At 65.6% G+C, this 16,430-nt stretch carries 19 protein-coding genes; 14 read left to right on the top strand and 5 right to left on the bottom strand.

Translation table 11 applies throughout. The features are described from left to right. Positions 1–33: 33 nt before the first annotated feature. The 5 genes from H8F27_RS05955 (at position 34) to H8F27_RS05935 (ending at position 5,325) form a co-directional block, all read left to right on the top strand. The gene (locus H8F27_RS05955; protein WP_197152127.1) at positions 34–945 is read left to right on the top strand and encodes a hypothetical protein; all 912 of its coding nucleotides are present in this window, start codon (positions 34–36) and stop codon (positions 943–945) included. Then, positions 942–1,655 (top strand): PilN domain-containing protein, encoded by a 714-nt coding sequence (locus H8F27_RS05950; RefSeq protein WP_197152125.1) that lies wholly within the window; start codon positions 942–944, stop codon positions 1,653–1,655. The genes H8F27_RS05955 and H8F27_RS05950 overlap by 4 nt, the downstream gene beginning before the upstream one ends. Continuing rightward, complete coding sequence (locus tag H8F27_RS05945) at positions 1,652–2,401, top strand: hypothetical protein (RefSeq protein ID WP_197152123.1); 750 nt, start codon at positions 1,652–1,654, stop codon at positions 2,399–2,401. The genes H8F27_RS05950 and H8F27_RS05945 overlap by 4 nt, the downstream gene beginning before the upstream one ends. 72 nt (positions 2,402–2,473) lie before the next feature. Beyond that, positions 2,474–4,801 (top strand): general secretion pathway protein D, encoded by a 2,328-nt coding sequence (locus H8F27_RS05940; RefSeq protein ID WP_231596544.1) that lies wholly within the window; start codon positions 2,474–2,476, stop codon positions 4,799–4,801. Between the two features lie 29 nt (positions 4,802–4,830). Continuing rightward, the gene (locus H8F27_RS05935) at positions 4,831–5,325 is read left to right on the top strand and encodes a hypothetical protein (protein ID WP_197152121.1); all 495 of its coding nucleotides are present in this window, start codon (positions 4,831–4,833) and stop codon (positions 5,323–5,325) included. A gap of 68 nt (positions 5,326–5,393) precedes the next feature. On the opposite strand, the gene H8F27_RS05930 is transcribed toward H8F27_RS05935, so the two are convergent. After that, the gene (locus H8F27_RS05930) at positions 5,394–6,230 is read right to left on the bottom strand and encodes a pentapeptide repeat-containing protein (protein WP_197152119.1); all 837 of its coding nucleotides are present in this window, start codon (positions 6,228–6,230) and stop codon (positions 5,394–5,396) included. Positions 6,231–6,352: 122 nt separating this feature from the next. Here H8F27_RS05930 and H8F27_RS05925 point away from each other — a divergent pair, with 122 nt between their 5' ends. Beyond that, entirely contained in the window at positions 6,353–7,450 is a 1,098-nt protein-coding gene (locus H8F27_RS05925; protein WP_370594497.1) for a histidinol-phosphate transaminase, read from the top strand. Here the strand turns inward: H8F27_RS05925 and H8F27_RS05920 are convergent. Next, complete coding sequence (locus tag H8F27_RS05920) at positions 7,429–8,523, bottom strand: glycosyltransferase (RefSeq protein WP_197152110.1); 1,095 nt, start codon at positions 8,521–8,523, stop codon at positions 7,429–7,431. The two genes, H8F27_RS05925 and H8F27_RS05920, sit on opposite strands and share 22 nt — an antisense overlap. 53 nt (positions 8,524–8,576) lie before the next feature. On the opposite strand from H8F27_RS05920, the gene H8F27_RS05915 reads away from it, so the two are divergent. Continuing rightward, a complete protein-coding gene (locus H8F27_RS05915) occupies positions 8,577–9,329 on the top strand; it encodes a hypothetical protein (protein ID WP_197152108.1) in 753 nt (250 codons plus the stop codon). Here the strand turns inward: H8F27_RS05915 and H8F27_RS05910 are convergent. Then, the gene (locus H8F27_RS05910; RefSeq protein WP_197152106.1) at positions 9,326–9,592 is read right to left on the bottom strand and encodes an EF-hand domain-containing protein; all 267 of its coding nucleotides are present in this window, start codon (positions 9,590–9,592) and stop codon (positions 9,326–9,328) included. The two genes, H8F27_RS05915 and H8F27_RS05910, sit on opposite strands and share 4 nt — an antisense overlap. A gap of 100 nt (positions 9,593–9,692) precedes the next feature. On the opposite strand from H8F27_RS05910, the gene H8F27_RS05905 reads away from it, so the two are divergent. The 5 genes from H8F27_RS05905 (at position 9,693) to H8F27_RS05885 (ending at position 13,195) form a co-directional block, all read left to right on the top strand. Next, positions 9,693–10,430: a response regulator gene (locus tag H8F27_RS05905; RefSeq protein ID WP_197152104.1), complete on the top strand. Its 738-nt coding sequence runs from the start codon at positions 9,693–9,695 to the stop codon at positions 10,428–10,430. Beyond that, positions 10,408–11,736, top strand: a complete 1,329-nt coding sequence (locus H8F27_RS05900) for an ATP-binding protein (protein WP_197152102.1) — start codon at positions 10,408–10,410, stop codon at positions 11,734–11,736. Before H8F27_RS05905 ends, H8F27_RS05900 begins: the two co-directional genes overlap by 23 nt. 301 nt (positions 11,737–12,037) lie before the next feature. Then, positions 12,038–12,256 (top strand): hypothetical protein, encoded by a 219-nt coding sequence (locus H8F27_RS05895; RefSeq protein ID WP_197152100.1) that lies wholly within the window; start codon positions 12,038–12,040, stop codon positions 12,254–12,256. A 73-nt stretch (positions 12,257–12,329) separates the two neighbouring features. Continuing rightward, positions 12,330–12,695, top strand: a complete 366-nt coding sequence (locus H8F27_RS05890; RefSeq protein WP_197152099.1) for a glycine zipper 2TM domain-containing protein — start codon at positions 12,330–12,332, stop codon at positions 12,693–12,695. Between the two features lie 47 nt (positions 12,696–12,742). Next, positions 12,743–13,195 carry a hypothetical protein gene (locus H8F27_RS05885; protein WP_197152089.1) on the top strand — a complete coding sequence of 151 codons (453 nt, stop codon included), beginning with the start codon at positions 12,743–12,745 and terminating at the stop codon, positions 13,193–13,195. A gap of 52 nt (positions 13,196–13,247) precedes the next feature. On the opposite strand, the gene pgk is transcribed toward H8F27_RS05885, so the two are convergent. Next, positions 13,248–14,453: a phosphoglycerate kinase gene (gene pgk / locus H8F27_RS05880; protein ID WP_197152087.1), complete on the bottom strand. Its 1,206-nt coding sequence runs from the start codon at positions 14,451–14,453 to the stop codon at positions 13,248–13,250. Positions 14,454–14,647: 194 nt separating this feature from the next. On the opposite strand from pgk, the gene H8F27_RS05875 reads away from it, so the two are divergent. Beyond that, positions 14,648–15,022: a universal stress protein gene (locus tag H8F27_RS05875; protein ID WP_197152085.1), complete on the top strand. Its 375-nt coding sequence runs from the start codon at positions 14,648–14,650 to the stop codon at positions 15,020–15,022. Further along, on the top strand, positions 15,023–15,910 hold the full coding sequence (gene ylqF, locus H8F27_RS05870; protein ID WP_197152084.1) for a ribosome biogenesis GTPase YlqF: 888 nt from the start codon (positions 15,023–15,025) through the stop codon (positions 15,908–15,910). 12 nt (positions 15,911–15,922) lie between these two features. On the opposite strand, the gene H8F27_RS05865 is transcribed toward ylqF, so the two are convergent. Next, positions 15,923–16,363 carry a hypothetical protein gene (locus tag H8F27_RS05865; protein WP_197152081.1) on the bottom strand — a complete coding sequence of 147 codons (441 nt, stop codon included), beginning with the start codon at positions 16,361–16,363 and terminating at the stop codon, positions 15,923–15,925. Positions 16,364–16,430: the final 67 nt, after the last annotated feature.

The raw sequence follows: 16,430 nt of genomic DNA, 5'->3' as shown, positions 1-16,430 counted from the left end.
CGATAACCTTCAGGCGGTGGTTCGGGAGTCCCGTTGGTCGTTGCACGCTTGCAGGAGGAGTGGCAGACACTGCGGTCTGAGCTGTTTCCCACCAAGGTGGTGCTCGATCTCAGCGACCTGGTGCTCACGGCCCAACGCCTGCCGAAGGCCAACCAACCCCTGGACGCCCCTTGGATAGTGCCCTTGCCGGCGGCCACCTGCCGGGGGGGCAGGCCCCTCCAAACGGAGGCCCTGGGTGATTTCATCGGCGACCTGCTGCTGAGCTACGGGGAGATCAAGGCCCTTTTGAGCGTGGTCCTGCCGGCGCCGGCCTGTTACTGGCGGGCATTGCAGTGGCCCCTTGCGGCCTCGCCCCTTGCGGCCTGGCCCCCAGAGCCAGCGCGGCAGCTGCGAGAGCTCCAGCCCGATCTGGGCCTGCCCTTCGCGCTGGAGCAGGGCTGGTTCGACGTAATGCCCGTCCAGGGCGGTGACGTCGATGCCCTGGTGGTGGCCATCGAGCGCCAGCTGCTGGCGGACTGGCTGGAGGTTTTCAACATTGCGGGGGTGCGCCTGGGTCGGCTCGTGCCGGCCCAGGTGGCCTGGATGGTGGGCCTGCAGGAGCGGCTGCTGGCGGCGAATTCAACGACCCTGGTGGGCCTGTTGCTGCCCGAGCCGCAGGCCCTGCGCCTGCTGGTGTGGCGCGATGGGGTGCCGCTCTACGAGCGGCTACTTAGCGGGGAGCTGGAGCAGTGGCTAGGCCAACTCGAGGCCTGCCTGCGCTTTCTGCGCTGGCAGCAGGGGATGCAGGCCACGGGCCCCATTGAGCTGCTACTGGCTGCAGGGCTGGCCGCCGGCCAGCAGGAGCGGCTGCAGCTCGGCTGCCCCCAGCCGCTTGAGCTGCTCGATTCTGGCGGCTACGGAAACCTGGCCCTGCGGGGTCTGGCCCTGCTGGAGGGGGCCCGATGAGCGCCCAGTTGGATCTGGCTGCGGGGGTGGACCTGCTGCGGGAGCGGCGCCGGGAGCTCGGCCTGCCCGATCCCCAGGAGCTGCGGGCAAGTCAACGGAGCCAGCTGGTCCGTGGCTGCGGCTGGGCCTTGCTGCTGGTCGGTGGGGTGGCCCTGGTGGGAGTGCTGCTGACCATGCGAGCCCAGTCTGTGCTCGCTTCGCTCGATCGGGAGGCCCTGGTGGAGGCGAAGGTGGCCGAGCTGGAGCAGGCTCTCAATGGCCGCAGGCAGTCCCTGGAAAAGCTGGGCAGTGCCAATCGCACCCTGGCCAATGCCCTGGTTGCCAACCGTTCAGGCTCGGCGCTGATGCGGGATCTGCAGCTGCGGGTGCCCCAGGGGGTGCGGCTGCGGGAGGTCAAAATCCTCACCGATAGCCTGGAGATCAAGGGCGAGGCGCGGGACCCGCTCAGCTTTGGCCGCATCAATGCACTGCAGCTGCAGTTGGCCCGCTCGCCCTTGCTCGACCCCCAGGGGGTGGTGTTGAGCCAGGCGGAGCGAATCCGCAGTGAGGGTTCCCAGGCCATGGGATCAAACCAGGTGGGCTTTATGGTCACCGCCAGGTTGAGGCCGCCGCTGGCCGCAGGCCAGGAAGCGCTGATCCTCCAGCAGCTCGGCGCTGATGGCATGGTGCGCCGGCTCCAGATGCTGAAAGGGGAGGGACTGCTGCCATGACCAACCTGCAGGCTCCTGCTGGTGAGCAACCGGCCCTGGCCGGCAGCCGCCTATCGCCGCGTCAGCTGCTGCTGCTGCCCCTGGCCCTTGGCGGGGTGGTGGCGCTGGCGTTGCTGGGGGGCTGGGTGATTCCCCAGCTGCAGAAACTCAACGAGGCCAACCAGCGCCAGGCCCAGAAGCAGGCCACGGCGGCCGGGATTCCCCTGCTGCGGCAGCAGCTGGATCAAACAATCACCGCGACCCAAAGCGCCGAGTTGCAACAGGCCCGCCTGCTGGCCCTGATCGCGGGCAGTGGGGATCTGGCCACCTTCCTCACCCAGGTAGATCGGCAAGCCCAGCGCCACGGCGTGCAGCTCGATGTGCTCCAGCCCGTCCAGTCAAAGGGCGCCCCAGGGGAGGCCGCCCCAGCTGCCTCCGCAGCCCCGGCTGAGCCGCCCGATCCCCTGGCCGGTGCTGGCCTGCAGGCAACCCAGATGCAGCTCAAGGCTGTGGGGACCTATCCAAACCTGCTTGGCTTCATCCGGGCGATGGAGCGGTTGAGCCTGCTGGTGCGGCAGAGCGGCTTCACGCTGCAGCAGGTTGGGCCCACGGCTGGCCAGGCCCCCGCCGCTGCCGCCGCTGATTCCCAAGCCAGCTCGCCAGCTTCCCCCCCAACCCCTGCCGCCGCGCCGGCCCCAGCACCCACGGCGATGACCTTCACCCTGACCCTCTACAGCTCCAGCAAGACTGGTTTTAGCCAGCCTTAAGCGGGCCCAGGGGCCTGGCGGGGCGGGTTTCTTGTGGATACCATCGGGCCATTCCCGGGATGGCTGGCCTTGGTGGCTCGGATCGGCTGCGCCTGGTTGTCGCTGGTGGTGGCGACAGCGCCCCTGCTGCTGCCCGCCAACCAGGTGCTTGCCCAGGCCCGCCGGCCCGTGCCACCGGCCAGCACTGGTACCACCCAGGCGATTGCGGGCGCTGGGCTGCAGTTGAAGGTGCGGCGCCTGCCCGATGCGGTGGAGTTGGTGCTGGAGCAGGCGGGCCTGGGGGCCTCCCTGACCCAGCAGCCCCTGGCCGACCGCTGGCAGGGGGACCTGCGCACCGATCGCCCCCGGTCACTGAAGGTGGGTCCCCAGTCGCTGGCGCTGCCGGCTGAGGGTTTCGAGCGCATCAGCTTCGAGGGCAGTGGTGAGAATTTCCGGCTCACGGTGACGCCCGTGACCGGACGGCCCCTGGCCTCGCCGGTGATCAGCAGCGACGGTCGGGACCTGGTGGTGAGCTTCCCGGCCCAGCCCAATGTGCTCTCTCAGACGGCGCGCCCCAATTTGCGGCAGCCTACCCCGGTGCCCATCAAGAGCTTTGTGCCCACCCTGCGGCCCCGGGCCGTTGCACCGCCGCTGGGGGATATGGCTGTGGGCACGATGACGCTTCGAAATCGCGGCTACATCCGATTGAGTGGCCCTCCTGTAACCCTCACCACGCGGGGGGCTAACGCTAGAGATGTGTTGATGGTGCTGGCCCAGCTGGGTGGATATGGGTTTGTGTATGTGGAGAATCCCGCTACAAGCCAGAATTCCTTCCCTGGTCAGGGCGCTGGTGCGCCTGCTGAATCTTCGCCTGCAAACAAAGATCTTCCAAGGGCCCAGCCCGTCACCGTTTCATTTCGGGGTGAGGCCTATAGCAGGGCACTCAATGCCATTCTTATGGGCTCGGGCCTGCAGGCAAGGGTGGAGGGAAATACAATCTTTGCAGGCCTCAATGTATTATCAAAATCATTCGGCCCCCAGCTTTCTAAGGTTTATCGATTAAACCAAGTCAGCGCCAACTCCGCCGCTGATTACCTTGCTAATCTAGGCGCTTCTGTTACTAAAACCAATACCATCACCACCGCTGTTACCCAGGGCGCCAATCAAAGCTCGGCCGTCATCGGGGCTGCTTCCAGTGCCACCACCCAATCAAGTAGTCAGACCATGGTGGAGGCCTATGGAGCTTCTACTGGCCCCCTGGTGGGCCTGCGGGCAACTACCGACACCAGGCTGGGAACAATCACTTTAGTGGGGGATTCTTCGGTCATCCTCATCGCCGAGCAATACCTAAAGCAGCTTGATCTGCGCCAGCGCCAGGTGGCATTATCCTTGAAGATCTTAGATGTCAATTTAGATAACGACTCGACAATGAGCAATAGCTTTGCGATTCGATGGGGCAATAATTTTATCGTCAATGACAATGGTCAGCTGCTTGGGGCATTTGGCAATAATTTGCCGCCGACTGGGAGTCAGTTTGAAGCTATGGCTGGAGGGGCGTCAAGTGCGAAGCCAGAACGCATACAAGAGGACACTACTTGTACCGATAGGGCGTGCAGCTCAACTAGAATAATTAATGAAGCGCTAGATCCATTGTCCCCTGCCCCAGTCAATCCTGGAACTGCTTATCCACCTAATCAATTTTATGATTTTTTAAAGGCCCAAATAGTTTCTGCAAATACAAAGTTATTGGCTAGTCCAACCCTTATTCTGCAGGAAAACTCTGCACTTTTGAGAGAAGGTCAAGAGTCTGGCATGAAAAATGCCGAAAAAGATGTTACTCAAGGCATTCGGAGCATTGATGTAGACTCGGCGATTGGACGCAGAAGAGCCAATGAGGGAGTCGTTAGGGTGGGGACTAATGTAGTCACCGATTATGAAACCAAACAAGCTCAAGGTGTCATTTCTTGTGTGCCAAAGCTTTCAACTGCTGGTCTTGTTTTGGGCGCTAGAGTGGAAAAAATAGACGACAATGGTTTTGTGACATTTGTGCTTTCGCCCAGCGTCTCGGCGGTGACAGCAAGGGAGCGAGCTCCAGCGGGATGCGGTTCTGATCTCAATATCCTTAGCATGCGCAGCTTAGACACAGGTGCCCTGCGGGTGCGCGACGGTCAGACTCTAATCATGACCGGTGTGATTTCCGATTTTGATCGCGCCGAGGTGAGGAAATGGCCCATCTTGGGAGATATTCCATTTATTGGCTCGCTGTTCCGTTCCAGCGGCAATGTTCGTCAAAAACGTGAATTGGTGATCATGGTGACTCCCAAGATCATCAATGATGAAATGGGTGGTGCCTATGGATACGGGTTCAGACCTGATACGGAAGAGGCCAGGCGCATGATCTATGGCTCCCCTGGCAAATGAAGGGGCGTTTGCTAGCTGTGGGGGCACTTTTGGTTGCCCTTTTTGGCTGCAGCAATACACCCAATGGTGACTCCGCAGCCAACCTGGCCGATGGCGATCCTTCAGCCCTGCAGCGGCGGCCCCAACCGCAGGGGCCCACCGCCCAGGCCTCCCTTTCTTCTTCAGGTCTGACCCAGGCCCCTACGGCCCAACAGGTGATCGAGAGCTTCCCTGAGGGCCGGCTGGATCCCTTCGGCCCCATTCCCGCTCCCCTTGCTGCAGCGCAGGCCCAGGCTCCAACACCAGCCAAGATCCGTGAAATGCTCGGTAACTTCGCGGTGCTTGGTTTCATCAAGGCCTCCGGCCAGCAGGCCGTGTTTGTTCAACACGAAAGTAAGTCGGGCGAGGTGTATCTCGATCAGGTGGGGGGCCAGTCGACTGAATTTTTGCCCAAGGGCTGGAGGTTGGTCGCCATTGAGGCCAGCAAGGGTCGTATTGGATTGACCAGAGCGGATCTCAAAGACCCCGTATATATCAAAATTTAGTATTTTTAGGGGTCGCTGCTAGCGGCGCTCGCAAACAGCTGGCTGGCGCTGGCTGTTTTGGTACCTGCTCAGAAGGGCAAGGGGATCAGGGCCTTGGCCGCCAGCGGCGCCAATACCTGGAAGAGGCCCGCCGCCCCTTGGAGCAGGGTGCCGCCCATGCCGTTGCCCCCCGCCGGTTTCTTTGCTCTTTTATTCAGTTGTTCCGCTTCCCTGCGCAGCTCAAGGGCTGTTTCTGGTGCGCCCTGCCGCTCATAGAGGCTTGCTGCATAGATGAAATCCTGCACCCCTTCCTCGCGTTTTGCCTGCTCGACCCGCGTGATGCCGCGGGCCAGCCAGGTGATCGCCGCATCGGGTTGTTTGAGGAGGGCCTGATTGAAATATTTTTCCGCTTCAGGCAAACGCCCCTCGAGGGCCGCTTCCACGCCCGCATTGTGCAGCGCCGCATAACTGCTGAGCTCGGCGCCCATACCAATGGCCCCTTTCCAGTGGCTAGTGGCCAGGGCATTGGTGTCGAGCTGGGCGCCACTGAGATCCGCCTCGCGCAGATCCGTGCCCTCCAGCTTGGTGCCGCGCAAATTGGCCCCCCGCAGGGAAGCTCCGAGCAAGGAACTGAAGCTCAGGTCGGCGCCGCTGAGATCGGCGCCATCGAGCTGGGCCCGGCCCAGATTGGCTCGCTGCAGCTGGGCCCGCTGCAGCTGGGCGTCGCGCAGATCGGCGTGCACCAGGTCTGCATCCTGGAGCCTGCAGCCCTGGCAGGCCTTGTGAGCGAGCAGCTGCATCAGCTGCTCGTTGTTCACCGCCCCGGCCGGCCCCAGCCCCAGGGCCAGCTCCAGGACCAGACCCATGGCCAGACCCAGGAACGGGGCGGCTGCCGCGCCCGGTGGCCTGGGGATCGGGATTGCCATCGGGAGCCTGGGGGAGCTGGAACGCCGAGGTCTTGATAGCGCAGCCCCGCCTCGCCAGAAACCTCTCCGCTGCGGAGCCGCCTGTGGTTGTCGGGCACCCCGATTAACTTGCAGCCATGCCGATGCCACCGCCTGAGCGCCACGGCGGCAACCTGGCCACCACTGCTGAGCGTCTTGGTTGCCGTCCCTCCCAGCTGCTGGATGCCAGTGCCTCCGTAGTGCCCTTCGGGCCGCCCTGGGCTCTGCGCTGGCAGTTGCTGCGGGCTGCTTTCGGGGCCCAGGCCCGGGTTTACCCCGATCGTGATTACGCCGCCCTGAGGGCTGCCCTGGCCGGTTTCCACGGCCTCAGCCCCGATGCGGTGCTGCCGGGCAACGGTGCAGCCGAGCTGTTCACCTGGGCGGCCCGGGATGCGTCGGCGGCTGGCGTGAGCGTGCTGCCCCAGCCGGGCTTCGCCGACTACCCGCGGGCCCTGGCCTGCTGGGCAGGGGCCTGGCAGGCCATGCCCCTGCCGCTCCAGCTAGCGGTGCAGCCAGCAGCGCAGCCCCAGCAGTTCCCGGCCCCACCAGCGGGCGAGGTGCTGTGGATCACCAATCCCCACAACCCCACCGGCCAGCTGTGGAGCAGGGCCTCCCTGGAGCCCCTGCTGGAGCGGTTTGCCCTGGTGATCGTCGACGAGGCTTTTCTGCCCCTGGTGCCAGCCGGAGAAGACCAGAGCCTGATACCCCTGGTGGCGGCCCAGCCAAACCTGGTGGTGATCCGCAGCCTCACCAAGCTCTACGGCATTGCCGGCTTGCGGCTGGGCTACGCGGTCGCCCAGCCCCAGCGGCTGCGGCGCTGGGGCTGTTGGCGCGATCCCTGGCCGGTGAATGGTCTGGCCGCCGCCGTGGGCGAAGGCCTGCTTGGCGATCCCGCCGCCTGCCGCCGCTGGGGCCGCAGGGTGCAGCGCTGGACGGACCGCGAGGGGGCCTGGCTCCAGCAGCAGTTGGCCCAGTTGCCGGGCATCAGCCCCCTGCCTTCGGCCGCCAACTTCCTTTTGATCCGCGGCGAAACCTCCCTATTGCCGCTGCGGGAACGGCTGGAGCGTCGCCACCACATCCTGCTGCGCGATTGCCGCTCCTTTGACGGCCTGGGGCCGAACTGGCTGCGGATCGGCTACCAGAGCCACCAGCAAAACCACCGCATCATCGGCGCCCTGCGTCAGGAGCTGGCTGAGCGTTGAGCCTGCAGGCTCAGCAGCAGAGCCGCCACCTGCCGATCGGCATCGCGCACCGCCAGCTGGGCCATGGCGGCTCCCATGGCCACCAGTGGATCGCAGGCTGCAGCCGCCCCCCGCAGTCGCGGCCCCAGCAGGCGCCAGAGGCTGCGCTCAAGAGCCGGTTCGCTTGGCGGGTGCTGCCACACGATCACGGCGGCCCCCAGTTGGGCCGCAGCGGCGGCATTGGCATCCTGGTGGCGATCGGCGGCGGCGGGATAGGGCACCAGGATTGCCGGGGTGCCGGCCACCGCCAGTTCGCTCAGGGCGCCGGCGCCACTGCGGCTGATCACCAGGTCGGCGTGTTGCAGCAGGCCGGGGATCTCGTCGCTGAAGGGCCGCTCCACCACGCCGGCCGGCAGCGGCTGGCCGGCCTCGGGGTCGTTGCTGCCGGTGAGGTGCACTACCCGCACCCCGGCCGCCGCGAGCCTGGCCAGCAGGGGCCGCAGCATGCGGTTGAGGCCGAGGGCCCCCTGGCTGCCGCCCATCACCAGCAGCAGGGGGCCCGGCCCCAGGGGAGCCCAGGCAGCCAGGGGGGCGGGCTCCAGGAAGGCCTGGCGCACGGGGGTGCCCGTGACGACCGGCCGGCAGCGGGGCAGGCGGGCGGCGGCCTGGGGCAGGCCGACGGCCACCCGGCTGCAGAGCCAGCCCAGCAGGCGGGTCACCTTGCCGGGCACGGCATTGCTCTCGTGCAGCACCACCGGCACGCCGCTCCAGCGGGCCGCCAAAATTGCCGGCGCGGCGATGTAGCCGCCACTGGTGAACACCGCCTCGATGCCCTCCCGGCGGATCATGTGCAGCACGGAACCGCTGGCCCGCAGCAGTTGCACCAGGTTCCAGAGTTTGCTCAGGCCCCGGCCCTGGAGCCCGCCGGCCCGCACGGTCTGGAGTGGATAGCGGCTGGGCACCAGTTGGCGTTCCATCCGGTCGGGCACGCCCAGCCATTGGATGCTCCAGTCCGCCGGCATCGCATCGGCCACCGCCAGGGCTGGGAACAGGTGGCCGCCGGTGCCGCTGGCAGCGATCAGGAGCCTGGGCATGGATGCGAGGGGTCGCGGGCGCGCCTAACTTAAAAGCGGTTTCCGCCGCCCAGATGCCAAGCCCCCAGCAGTTGAGTCGCTTGCCGTTCGGCCTGCTGTTCGGCCTGCTGCTCGCCAACCCGGCGGCTGCGGCTGCAGCGATGCCCAGTGGGGCCCAGCTGCAGCTGTTGGAGAAGGCCCTCAACGGCGGCGCAGAGCTGGCGGCCGTGCTGGAGAACGGCACGGGCCTGGATGTCACCCTGGTCGAGTTGCGGCGCCGGGCCCTGCTGCGCCAATTTCCCGATGCCCGCTGGCAGGTAGGCCCAGGCGCGCCCCTGCGTGACGGCAGCGCCACGGTCCAACTGCAGGTGACTGGCAGTCGGCAGGAAGGCCCCACTCGCTTCCGGCTGGAGGCCCAGCAACAGCTGGTGCTCAGCAGCAGCGGCAGTCGCATCAATGGCCAAACGGTGATTCGTGAGCAAGCCTTGCTGCGCAGTGGCGAGGTCGATCTGCCGGTCAGCCTGTTGATCCCCGATGCCGTGCTCACTGGCCAGCGCTACGACCTAGATGTGCTGATTGATGAACCCCTCGATGGAGCCATCGTTGCCGGTGGCCTGGTGGCTCTGACCGGTCAGCAGGTAAGTGCGCTCGAGAGCCCCGACCTGCAGCTCGGTGCCCTCGGCGGCGGCGGCCTGTTTAAGACCGTGCAAGCTCCTTTCACCCCCGGTTCCCAAACCTGGGCCGTGCTGCTGGTGCACCCCAAGGGCCTGGTCAGTGCCACCAAGCGGGTGCGGGTGGTGACTGACAAGGCCCAGTTGAATCCCTAACGCAGGTCGCCCGGCACCAGGTAGCCCTTGCCGCCGCGATCCAGCCGCTCGAAGTGCCGCTGCAGGTAGGCATTGGCGCGCACTTCGTCCCGTTCCAGCCGGCCATCGCCGTTGCGATCGAGCTGCCGGAACAGCTGCCCGAGCCGTTGCTGGTACACCTCCAACTCATCGGCCGCCTGTGCTGCTAAGAGTGCGCCGCCGACTGAGGCCAGCAGCAGTCCGCCCGCCAGGCTGCAGGCAATGCGGCGAATGGCAGGAACCATGGTTGCGGTGGGCATGATGTCAGGCTATGCAGCCCGCTGACCGCCCTTGTTGCCAGATCTCGGGCAAGCTGTGACCAGATCTTTCCGGCACGGCACGGAGATGGCCGCAGGACAGAGCAAGCAGCAGAGCATCTGGGTAGTCGATGACGACCCCGACCTGCGGAGCATGGTGGGCACTTACTTGATTGATCAGGGCTATGACGTGCGCTGCCTGGCTGATGGCGCCCAGTTGATGGCGCGGCTGGGGGGTCAGCGCCCAGATTTGGTGGTGCTCGATCTCATGCTCCCCGGCGACGATGGCCTCACCTTGCTGCGGCGTCTGCGCGACGGCGGTGATGACCTACCGGTGGTGATGCTCACCGCCAAGGGCGATGCGATCGACCGGATCATTGGTCTTGAGCAGGGCGCCGACGACTACCTGGCCAAGCCGTTCTTGCCGCGGGAGCTCACCGCCCGTATCGAGGCGGTGTTGCGGCGCCGTGTGGCGCTGCCGGCCGGCACGCCCCTGGCGGAAGGGCAGTCGGTGACGATTGGTGAGCAGGTGCTGGATCTTGCGGCCCGCACTCTGGAGCAGGCCGGACGCATAACCTTGCTCACCTCTGCCGAATTCGCCCTGCTGGCGGTTTTTGTGCAGCATCCACACCGGCCCCTCTCGCGCGAACGGCTGGTGGAGTTGGCCAGGGGGCCCGATTCGGTCACCGATAGCCGCAGCATGGATGTGCAGGTGTCGCGGCTGCGCAAGTTGGTGGAACCCGATCCCGCCCGGCCCCGCTACCTGCAGACGGTATGGGGCTACGGCTATGTGTTTGTGCCCGATGGCCAGCCTCGCAGTCGATAGCACTGCCTTGCGCTATTGCCTGGTGGGGCTTGGGGTTGCCCTGCTGAGTACGGTCCAGTTGCAGGCGCTTTTGGCCGAGCGTTTGCAGCGGGCCCGCATTGCCCAGTTGGGGCCTGAGGTGCTGTTTCAGGTGCGCCTAGCGGAGCTGGCCCTCGATCGCTTGCCGCCGGCGGCCTTGGCCCGGCTTAGTGGCCTGTCATTGCGAGTCGGGGCCCTTCCGCCCACCTCCGCCAACCCTGCCATGGTCGCGGGGGGAAGGCTGTTGCGCCAGGAGCTCTGCCGTGAGCTGCGGCCATGTCCCACCGTGCTGCCGGCGGCGCTGCCGCAGAGGGGTGTGTGGGTGCAACTGCTGGCGCCGCTGGAGCCGGTGTGGCTGCTGGCGCCGATTCCGCCCGACCGCCGCTGGCCGCCCGATCCCTGGCTGCTGCTGGCGAGCCTGGGGCTGGGGGGCAGCGTGGCGCTGCTGCTGTTTTTCTGGCTGGAGGTGCAACGCCCGCTGCAACAACTGCAGCGGGCCCTGGGCGGGGTGGGCACCGCCGCCCGGCCACTGGCCCTGCCGGAGGAGCGTGGCACCACCAGCGTGCGCCAGCTCACCGGCCGGTTTAATGCCATGGTGCGGCGCCTGGAGCGCGCCGAGCAGGAGCGTTCGGTGATGCTCGGCGGCATCGCCCACGACCTCAAAAGCCCGATTACACGTCTGCGCTTTCGGCTCAGCCTGGCCGGCTTGCCGGGAGTGGATCTGCTGCAGGCTGAGGCCGACTTGGCGGCTCTGGAGCGGATCACCCAACAGTTTTTGCTGTTCGCTGGCGGTAACGACAACGAGGAGGCCGTGGCGGTGCCGCTGGATCAGCTGCTGGCGGAGGTGGCGGCGGGCCTGGATGCCGACACCCTGGCGCTGGAGCTACAGCCCTTGCTGCGCGTGGTGCAGCCGGTGGCGCTTTCCCGGGCCGTGGCCAATTTGATCGACAACGCCCGCAGTTACGGCGCACCACCGCTGCGGTTGGTGTTGCAGGCCGGGCCGCCTGAGGGGGAGGGCTTTCGCATCGTGCTTTGGGATGGGGGCTCCGGCATCGCCGCCCCGCAGTGGGATCAGGCCTTGATGCCATTCCAGCGGCTCGATGCCGCCCGAGGTGGCAGCGGCCACTGCGGCCTGGGGCTGGCGATTGCCGCTCGGGTGGCCGCCGCCCACGGCGGTGGGCTGGAGCGGCTGGAGAGCGATGGCTCTGGCAATGGCCCTAACCATGCCCTTGGATTTTACTTTGGAATTGCCCTTTGGGGGCGCTCCAAAAGCCAGTTGGAGAGCTGAATCTGCCGGTAATGCCCCGCGCCTGTCCGATTTGGTCACATGTTGGTGGCAACTCGGTTGCACTTCGCCCGTTGGTTTGCCGCAAAGTTCCGGGGTGACAGCTCAAGGCTGCAACGTTTCACCCACCTTTTCCCATGAAGTCCTTTCCCCTTCCCCGCCTGGCCATGGTGCTGGGCCTGTTGGGTAGCGGCGCCGTCAGTGCCGGCTCCGCCCTGGCCGATCCCCAGTTCTCAGGTCGAGCCGTCCCCCCTGGGGCCCCAATTCGGGCCTCCAGCGCGGCTTGGTTCAGGCTCAGCGGGCTTTGGCGGATCAGTCCTATCGCCAGACCCAGTGGCGCCTCGACCAACTGGATCGCTGCCTCAGTAGCGCCCGTCAGCGCTGGGACAACGACCAGTGCCTGCGCCGTGATGAGCAGGCTCGGGAGCGTCAGTGGCGGCGTGATCAGCAGGAATGGCAGCTTCTGATGGGCCGCCAGGGCTCAACCGCCCAGCTGCCCTGGCGGCCCGGCCTGAGCCTCTAACCGTCTTTTTTGGTTCTCTTGCCCCGACCTCCATCTCCCATTCCCCGCAACACCATCTACATCGAGATCAACCATGCGCCTCTCTGCCCTTCCTCTCGTTTTGGCCGGCCTGCTCGGCAGTGCAGCCCTTGCTCCTGAGGTCGCCCAGGCCTACCCCTATGGCGATCAGCGCTACGTCTACGACAACTACGGGTCGCCCCCCGGCCGAACCTACGCCCCTCTGCCCGTGAGTCCCTATGGATATCCCATCGCCTCTGAACCTGAGCCCTATAGCCCTGCTCCCGTGCGTCGCTGCAATCGGGGCACCGTGCTGACCGGGGCTGCCATTGGTGGCGGACTGGGAGCGATGTTGGCAAGCAACTCACGCAACCGCCTCTGGAGCCTGCCAATTGGGGCCGCGATGGGCGGCATCTTGGGTGGTGTGATCTCCGGGTGCTGAAACCGACCTCAGCCGGCCCCCTACTTCATCCCATCCCACCTACAGCCATGAACCTGTTGAACACCTTGTTGCCCAGAGCCAGGCAGCATCCTGCCCCCCTGCTGCTGGCTGGCACCCTGTTGATTCTGGGGATTAGTCAGGCTGGTAATGCGGCCTTCGCCGCAGGCAGTGGTTACGGAAGGCACCCCAACCCCGAGCGTCGCGAAGCTATGCAACGCCAGCAGGCCGAGGCGATCGCCAAATTGAGCAGCCAGCAGCGCCAGGCTTATTTCGCCGCCCGCCTCCAGCTGGAGCAGCGGGTATCCGTCGAACGCCTGGATCAACTAAGCCAGGCCGAGCGCTGCATGGTGCCGGCCCGTGACGTCGATGCCTTGCAAAGCTGCCAGCGCAACCTGCAGGACCAAGCCATAGAGCAGCGTCGCCGCTGGATGACTGAACGGGCCGAGCTCCAGCGCCGCTTTGGTTTGCCGGGCTGGGGCAAGGACCAGCGCCGACAATAAAAGGGGGCCTGAGCCCCCTGTCGCGGTCAGCCTGGATCAGGTCTCATCCAAATCAGGCTTCATCCAGTGCTGCCACGCCGGGGAGCACCTTGCCTTCGAGCAGCTCGAGGCTGGCGCCACCGCCGGTGGAGATGTGGCTCATCTTTTCGGCCACGCCCACCTTCTCCACGGCGGCCACCGAGTCGCCGCCACCGATGATCGTGATGGTGCCCGTGGCGCTCAGCTCCGCCAGGGTGTGGGCGATGCCGTTGGTGCCGGCGGCAAACTTGTCGAACTCGAACACGCCCATCGGCCCGTTCCAGATCACGGTCTTGCAGTCGGCCAGGGCCTCCTGGAACACCTTCAGGGAGTCGGGGCCGATGTCGAGGCCCATCCAGCCGTCGGGGATCGCCTCCACTTTGGCGATCTGGCTATTGGCATCGGGGGCGAAGTTGTCGGCCAGCACCACATCGGTGGGCAGCAGGAACTGCACGCCCTTGGCGGCCGCCTTGGCCTCGAGTTCTTTGGCCAGCTCAAGCTTGTCCTCTTCCACCAGGCTCTTGCCCACCGAGAGGCCGCGGGCCTTGTAAAAGGTAAAGATCATGCCGCCGCCGATCAGGATCTTGTCGCACTTGTCGATCAGGGCTTCGAGCACGCCGATCTTGCTGCTTACCTTGGAGCCACCCACGATTGCCGCCAGGGGGCGCTTGGGCGCATCGATGGCACCCTGCAGGTAGGCCAGCTCCTTCTCCATCAGGTGGCCGGCCACGTTAGGGCTGAGGAACTTGGTGACCCCTTCGGTGGAGGCGTGGGCCCGGTGGGCGGCGCCGAAGGCGTCGTTCACGTAAACCTCAGCAAGGGAGGCCAATTTTTGCGCAAATTCGGCCTCGTTCTTCTCTTCCTCGGCGAAGAAGCGCACGTTCTCGAGCAACACCACACCGCCTTCCTCCAGGGCGGCCACCTTGGCCTCGGCGTCGGGGCCGATGCAGCTTTCAGTCTTTGTTACGGGCACGCCCAGCAGGTCGCTGAGGCGGGCTGCCACCTGGGTGAGGCGCATGCCCTCGTTCACCTGTCCCTTAGGCCGGCCGAAGTGGGCTGCCAGGATCACCTTGGCGCCGTTGTCGCGCAGGTGGCCGATGGTGGGCAGGGCCGCCCGGATGCGGGTGTCGTCGGTGATCGCGCCGGCGTCGTTTAGCGGTACGTTGAAGTCAACCCGCACCAGCACGCGCTTGCCGCGGAGATCATCGGCCGAAAGGCTGGCCAGGGATCGCTTCGCCATGGAGCTCCAGGTGATAGGGAATTGCGGGGGAGGTTAGCCCCCGCCCCGCCCCTGGCTTTTCTCTTGCCCTCCCCCTTGCGCTCCAACTTGCCTCCTTCGGCTTTCCCCCAACCGGCCGCCCTGGCCGGATTCCGGAGCGCCCTCCAGACTGAAATATCCCAGCCCTTAACGGCCCTGTCTGCGTACCCCGCGCCATGTTTGAAACCGTTCTTTTTCCCATCGACCAGAGCCGTCAGGCCTTGGAAACGGCGGCGGTGGCCCTGAAACTGGCCCAGCAGCACGCCAGCTCCCTGGTGCTGCTCTCGGTGGTGGAGCCCGGCCAGGACGACCCGGCCGCAACCGCCGAGCTGCTGCAGCAGGCCCGGGCCCGGTTTGAGCAGGCTGGGGTGAGCTGCCGGGTGATCGAGCGTGAGGGCATGCCAGCTTTTGTGATCGGTGATGTGGCCGATGAGATCAATGCCGATGTGATCGTGATGGGCACCCGCGGCATCGCGATCGAGAGCGACCAACAGAGCACCGCGGCGAGGGTGATCCAGCTGGCTCCCTGTCCGGTGCTGGTGGTGCCCTAGGTGACGCAACTCAGCGTCAATGCCCCGGCGATCCAGTGGTATCCGGGCCACATCGCCAAGGCGGAGAGGGCCCTCAACGCAAATCTCGCCAAGGTGGATCTGGTGATCGAGGTGCGCGACGCCCGCATTCCGCTGGCCACCTCCCACCCCCGGCTGCAGCGCTGGATCGGCAACAAGCAGCACCTGCTGGTGATCAATCGGGTTGACATGATTCCGGCGCCGGTACGCCAGGCCTGGACCGCCTGGTTCAAGGCCCAGGAGCAGACCTGCTGGTGGTGTGACGCCAAGGTGGGCACCGGCGTCAAGCAGCTGCAGCAGGCGGCGATCCGGGCCGGGGAGGCCCTCAATGCCCGTCGGGCCGGCAGGGGCATGAAGCCGCGGCCGGTGCGGGCCCTGATGCTGGGTTTCCCCAACGTGGGCAAGTCGGCCCTGATCAACCGGTTGGTGCGCCAGAAGGTGGTGGATAGCGCCCGCCGGGCAGGCGTGACCCGCAGCCTGCGCTGGGTGCGGCTGGGCCAGGACCTCGACCTGCTCGATGCCCCCGGCGTGCTGCCGCCCCGCCTCGACGACCAGCAGGCCGCCCTGCGCCTGGCCCTCTGCGATGACATTGGCCAGGCGGCCTATGACAACGAGGCCGCTGCCCTGGCCTTTCTGCAGCTGCTCACCCTGCTGGAGGCGTCACCGGCTGCCGGGGTGCCGCCCGCCCTGGTGGAGAAGCGCTACGGCGTTTGCCTCGATGTGTTACCTGGGGGCGGTCCGGATGTGGAGAGTTGGCTGGTGGCTGCGGCGGCGCGTCATACCAGTGGCGATAGCCTGCGCATGGCGATCAAGCTCCTTGATGACTTCCGCTGCGCCCGGCTTGGGGCTATCGCCCTCGAACTGCCATGAGCGGGCCCAAGCTCAGCCTACGAGCTCGCCGATCAGGCTAATGTGATAGCCGAGGCGATTTAGGATTTCTCCGCTGCTTAATACGCCGAGTTCGGCATTTAGCTGAATCGCGTTAATAGCTGCATCCTGCATTACCAGGTCAAAGGAGTTGACTGCCCAGCCAACATTGCTGAAGCCCGCTATGGCATTAATGCCAAGGAAGGGTGCTGATTCCACCATCCGGAAGCTCTGACCATCCCCTAGCATGCTTGTTGGCAGGGCAATATTGAGAGATAGGTTTTGAATGAACCATCCGGGTGCTGCGTTCTCGTTCGTCCAGCCTGGTGATTTTAGGTCCACGCTGATAATCCCTGAGAGCAGAACCATTTGCCTGCCATCGCTCAGTTCATAGTGAATGGCATGCGTTGAGCTGAATTTGTCAGCCTGTTTTGGGTCGAGTTGGTTGATCTGCATCTGAAATATCATTCTTGCTGCATACTTTAGGGCACATGCCAAGCCAAGGCTCTCGCTGAGGCGCCGC

It is taken from the genome of Synechococcus sp. CBW1108 (assembly GCF_015840335.1).
Lineage (GTDB): Bacteria > Cyanobacteriota > Cyanobacteriia > PCC-6307 > Cyanobiaceae > Cyanobium_A.
The sequence above is the reverse complement of the archived record's forward strand: the minus strand, read 5'-3'. Positions and strand labels throughout refer to the sequence as shown.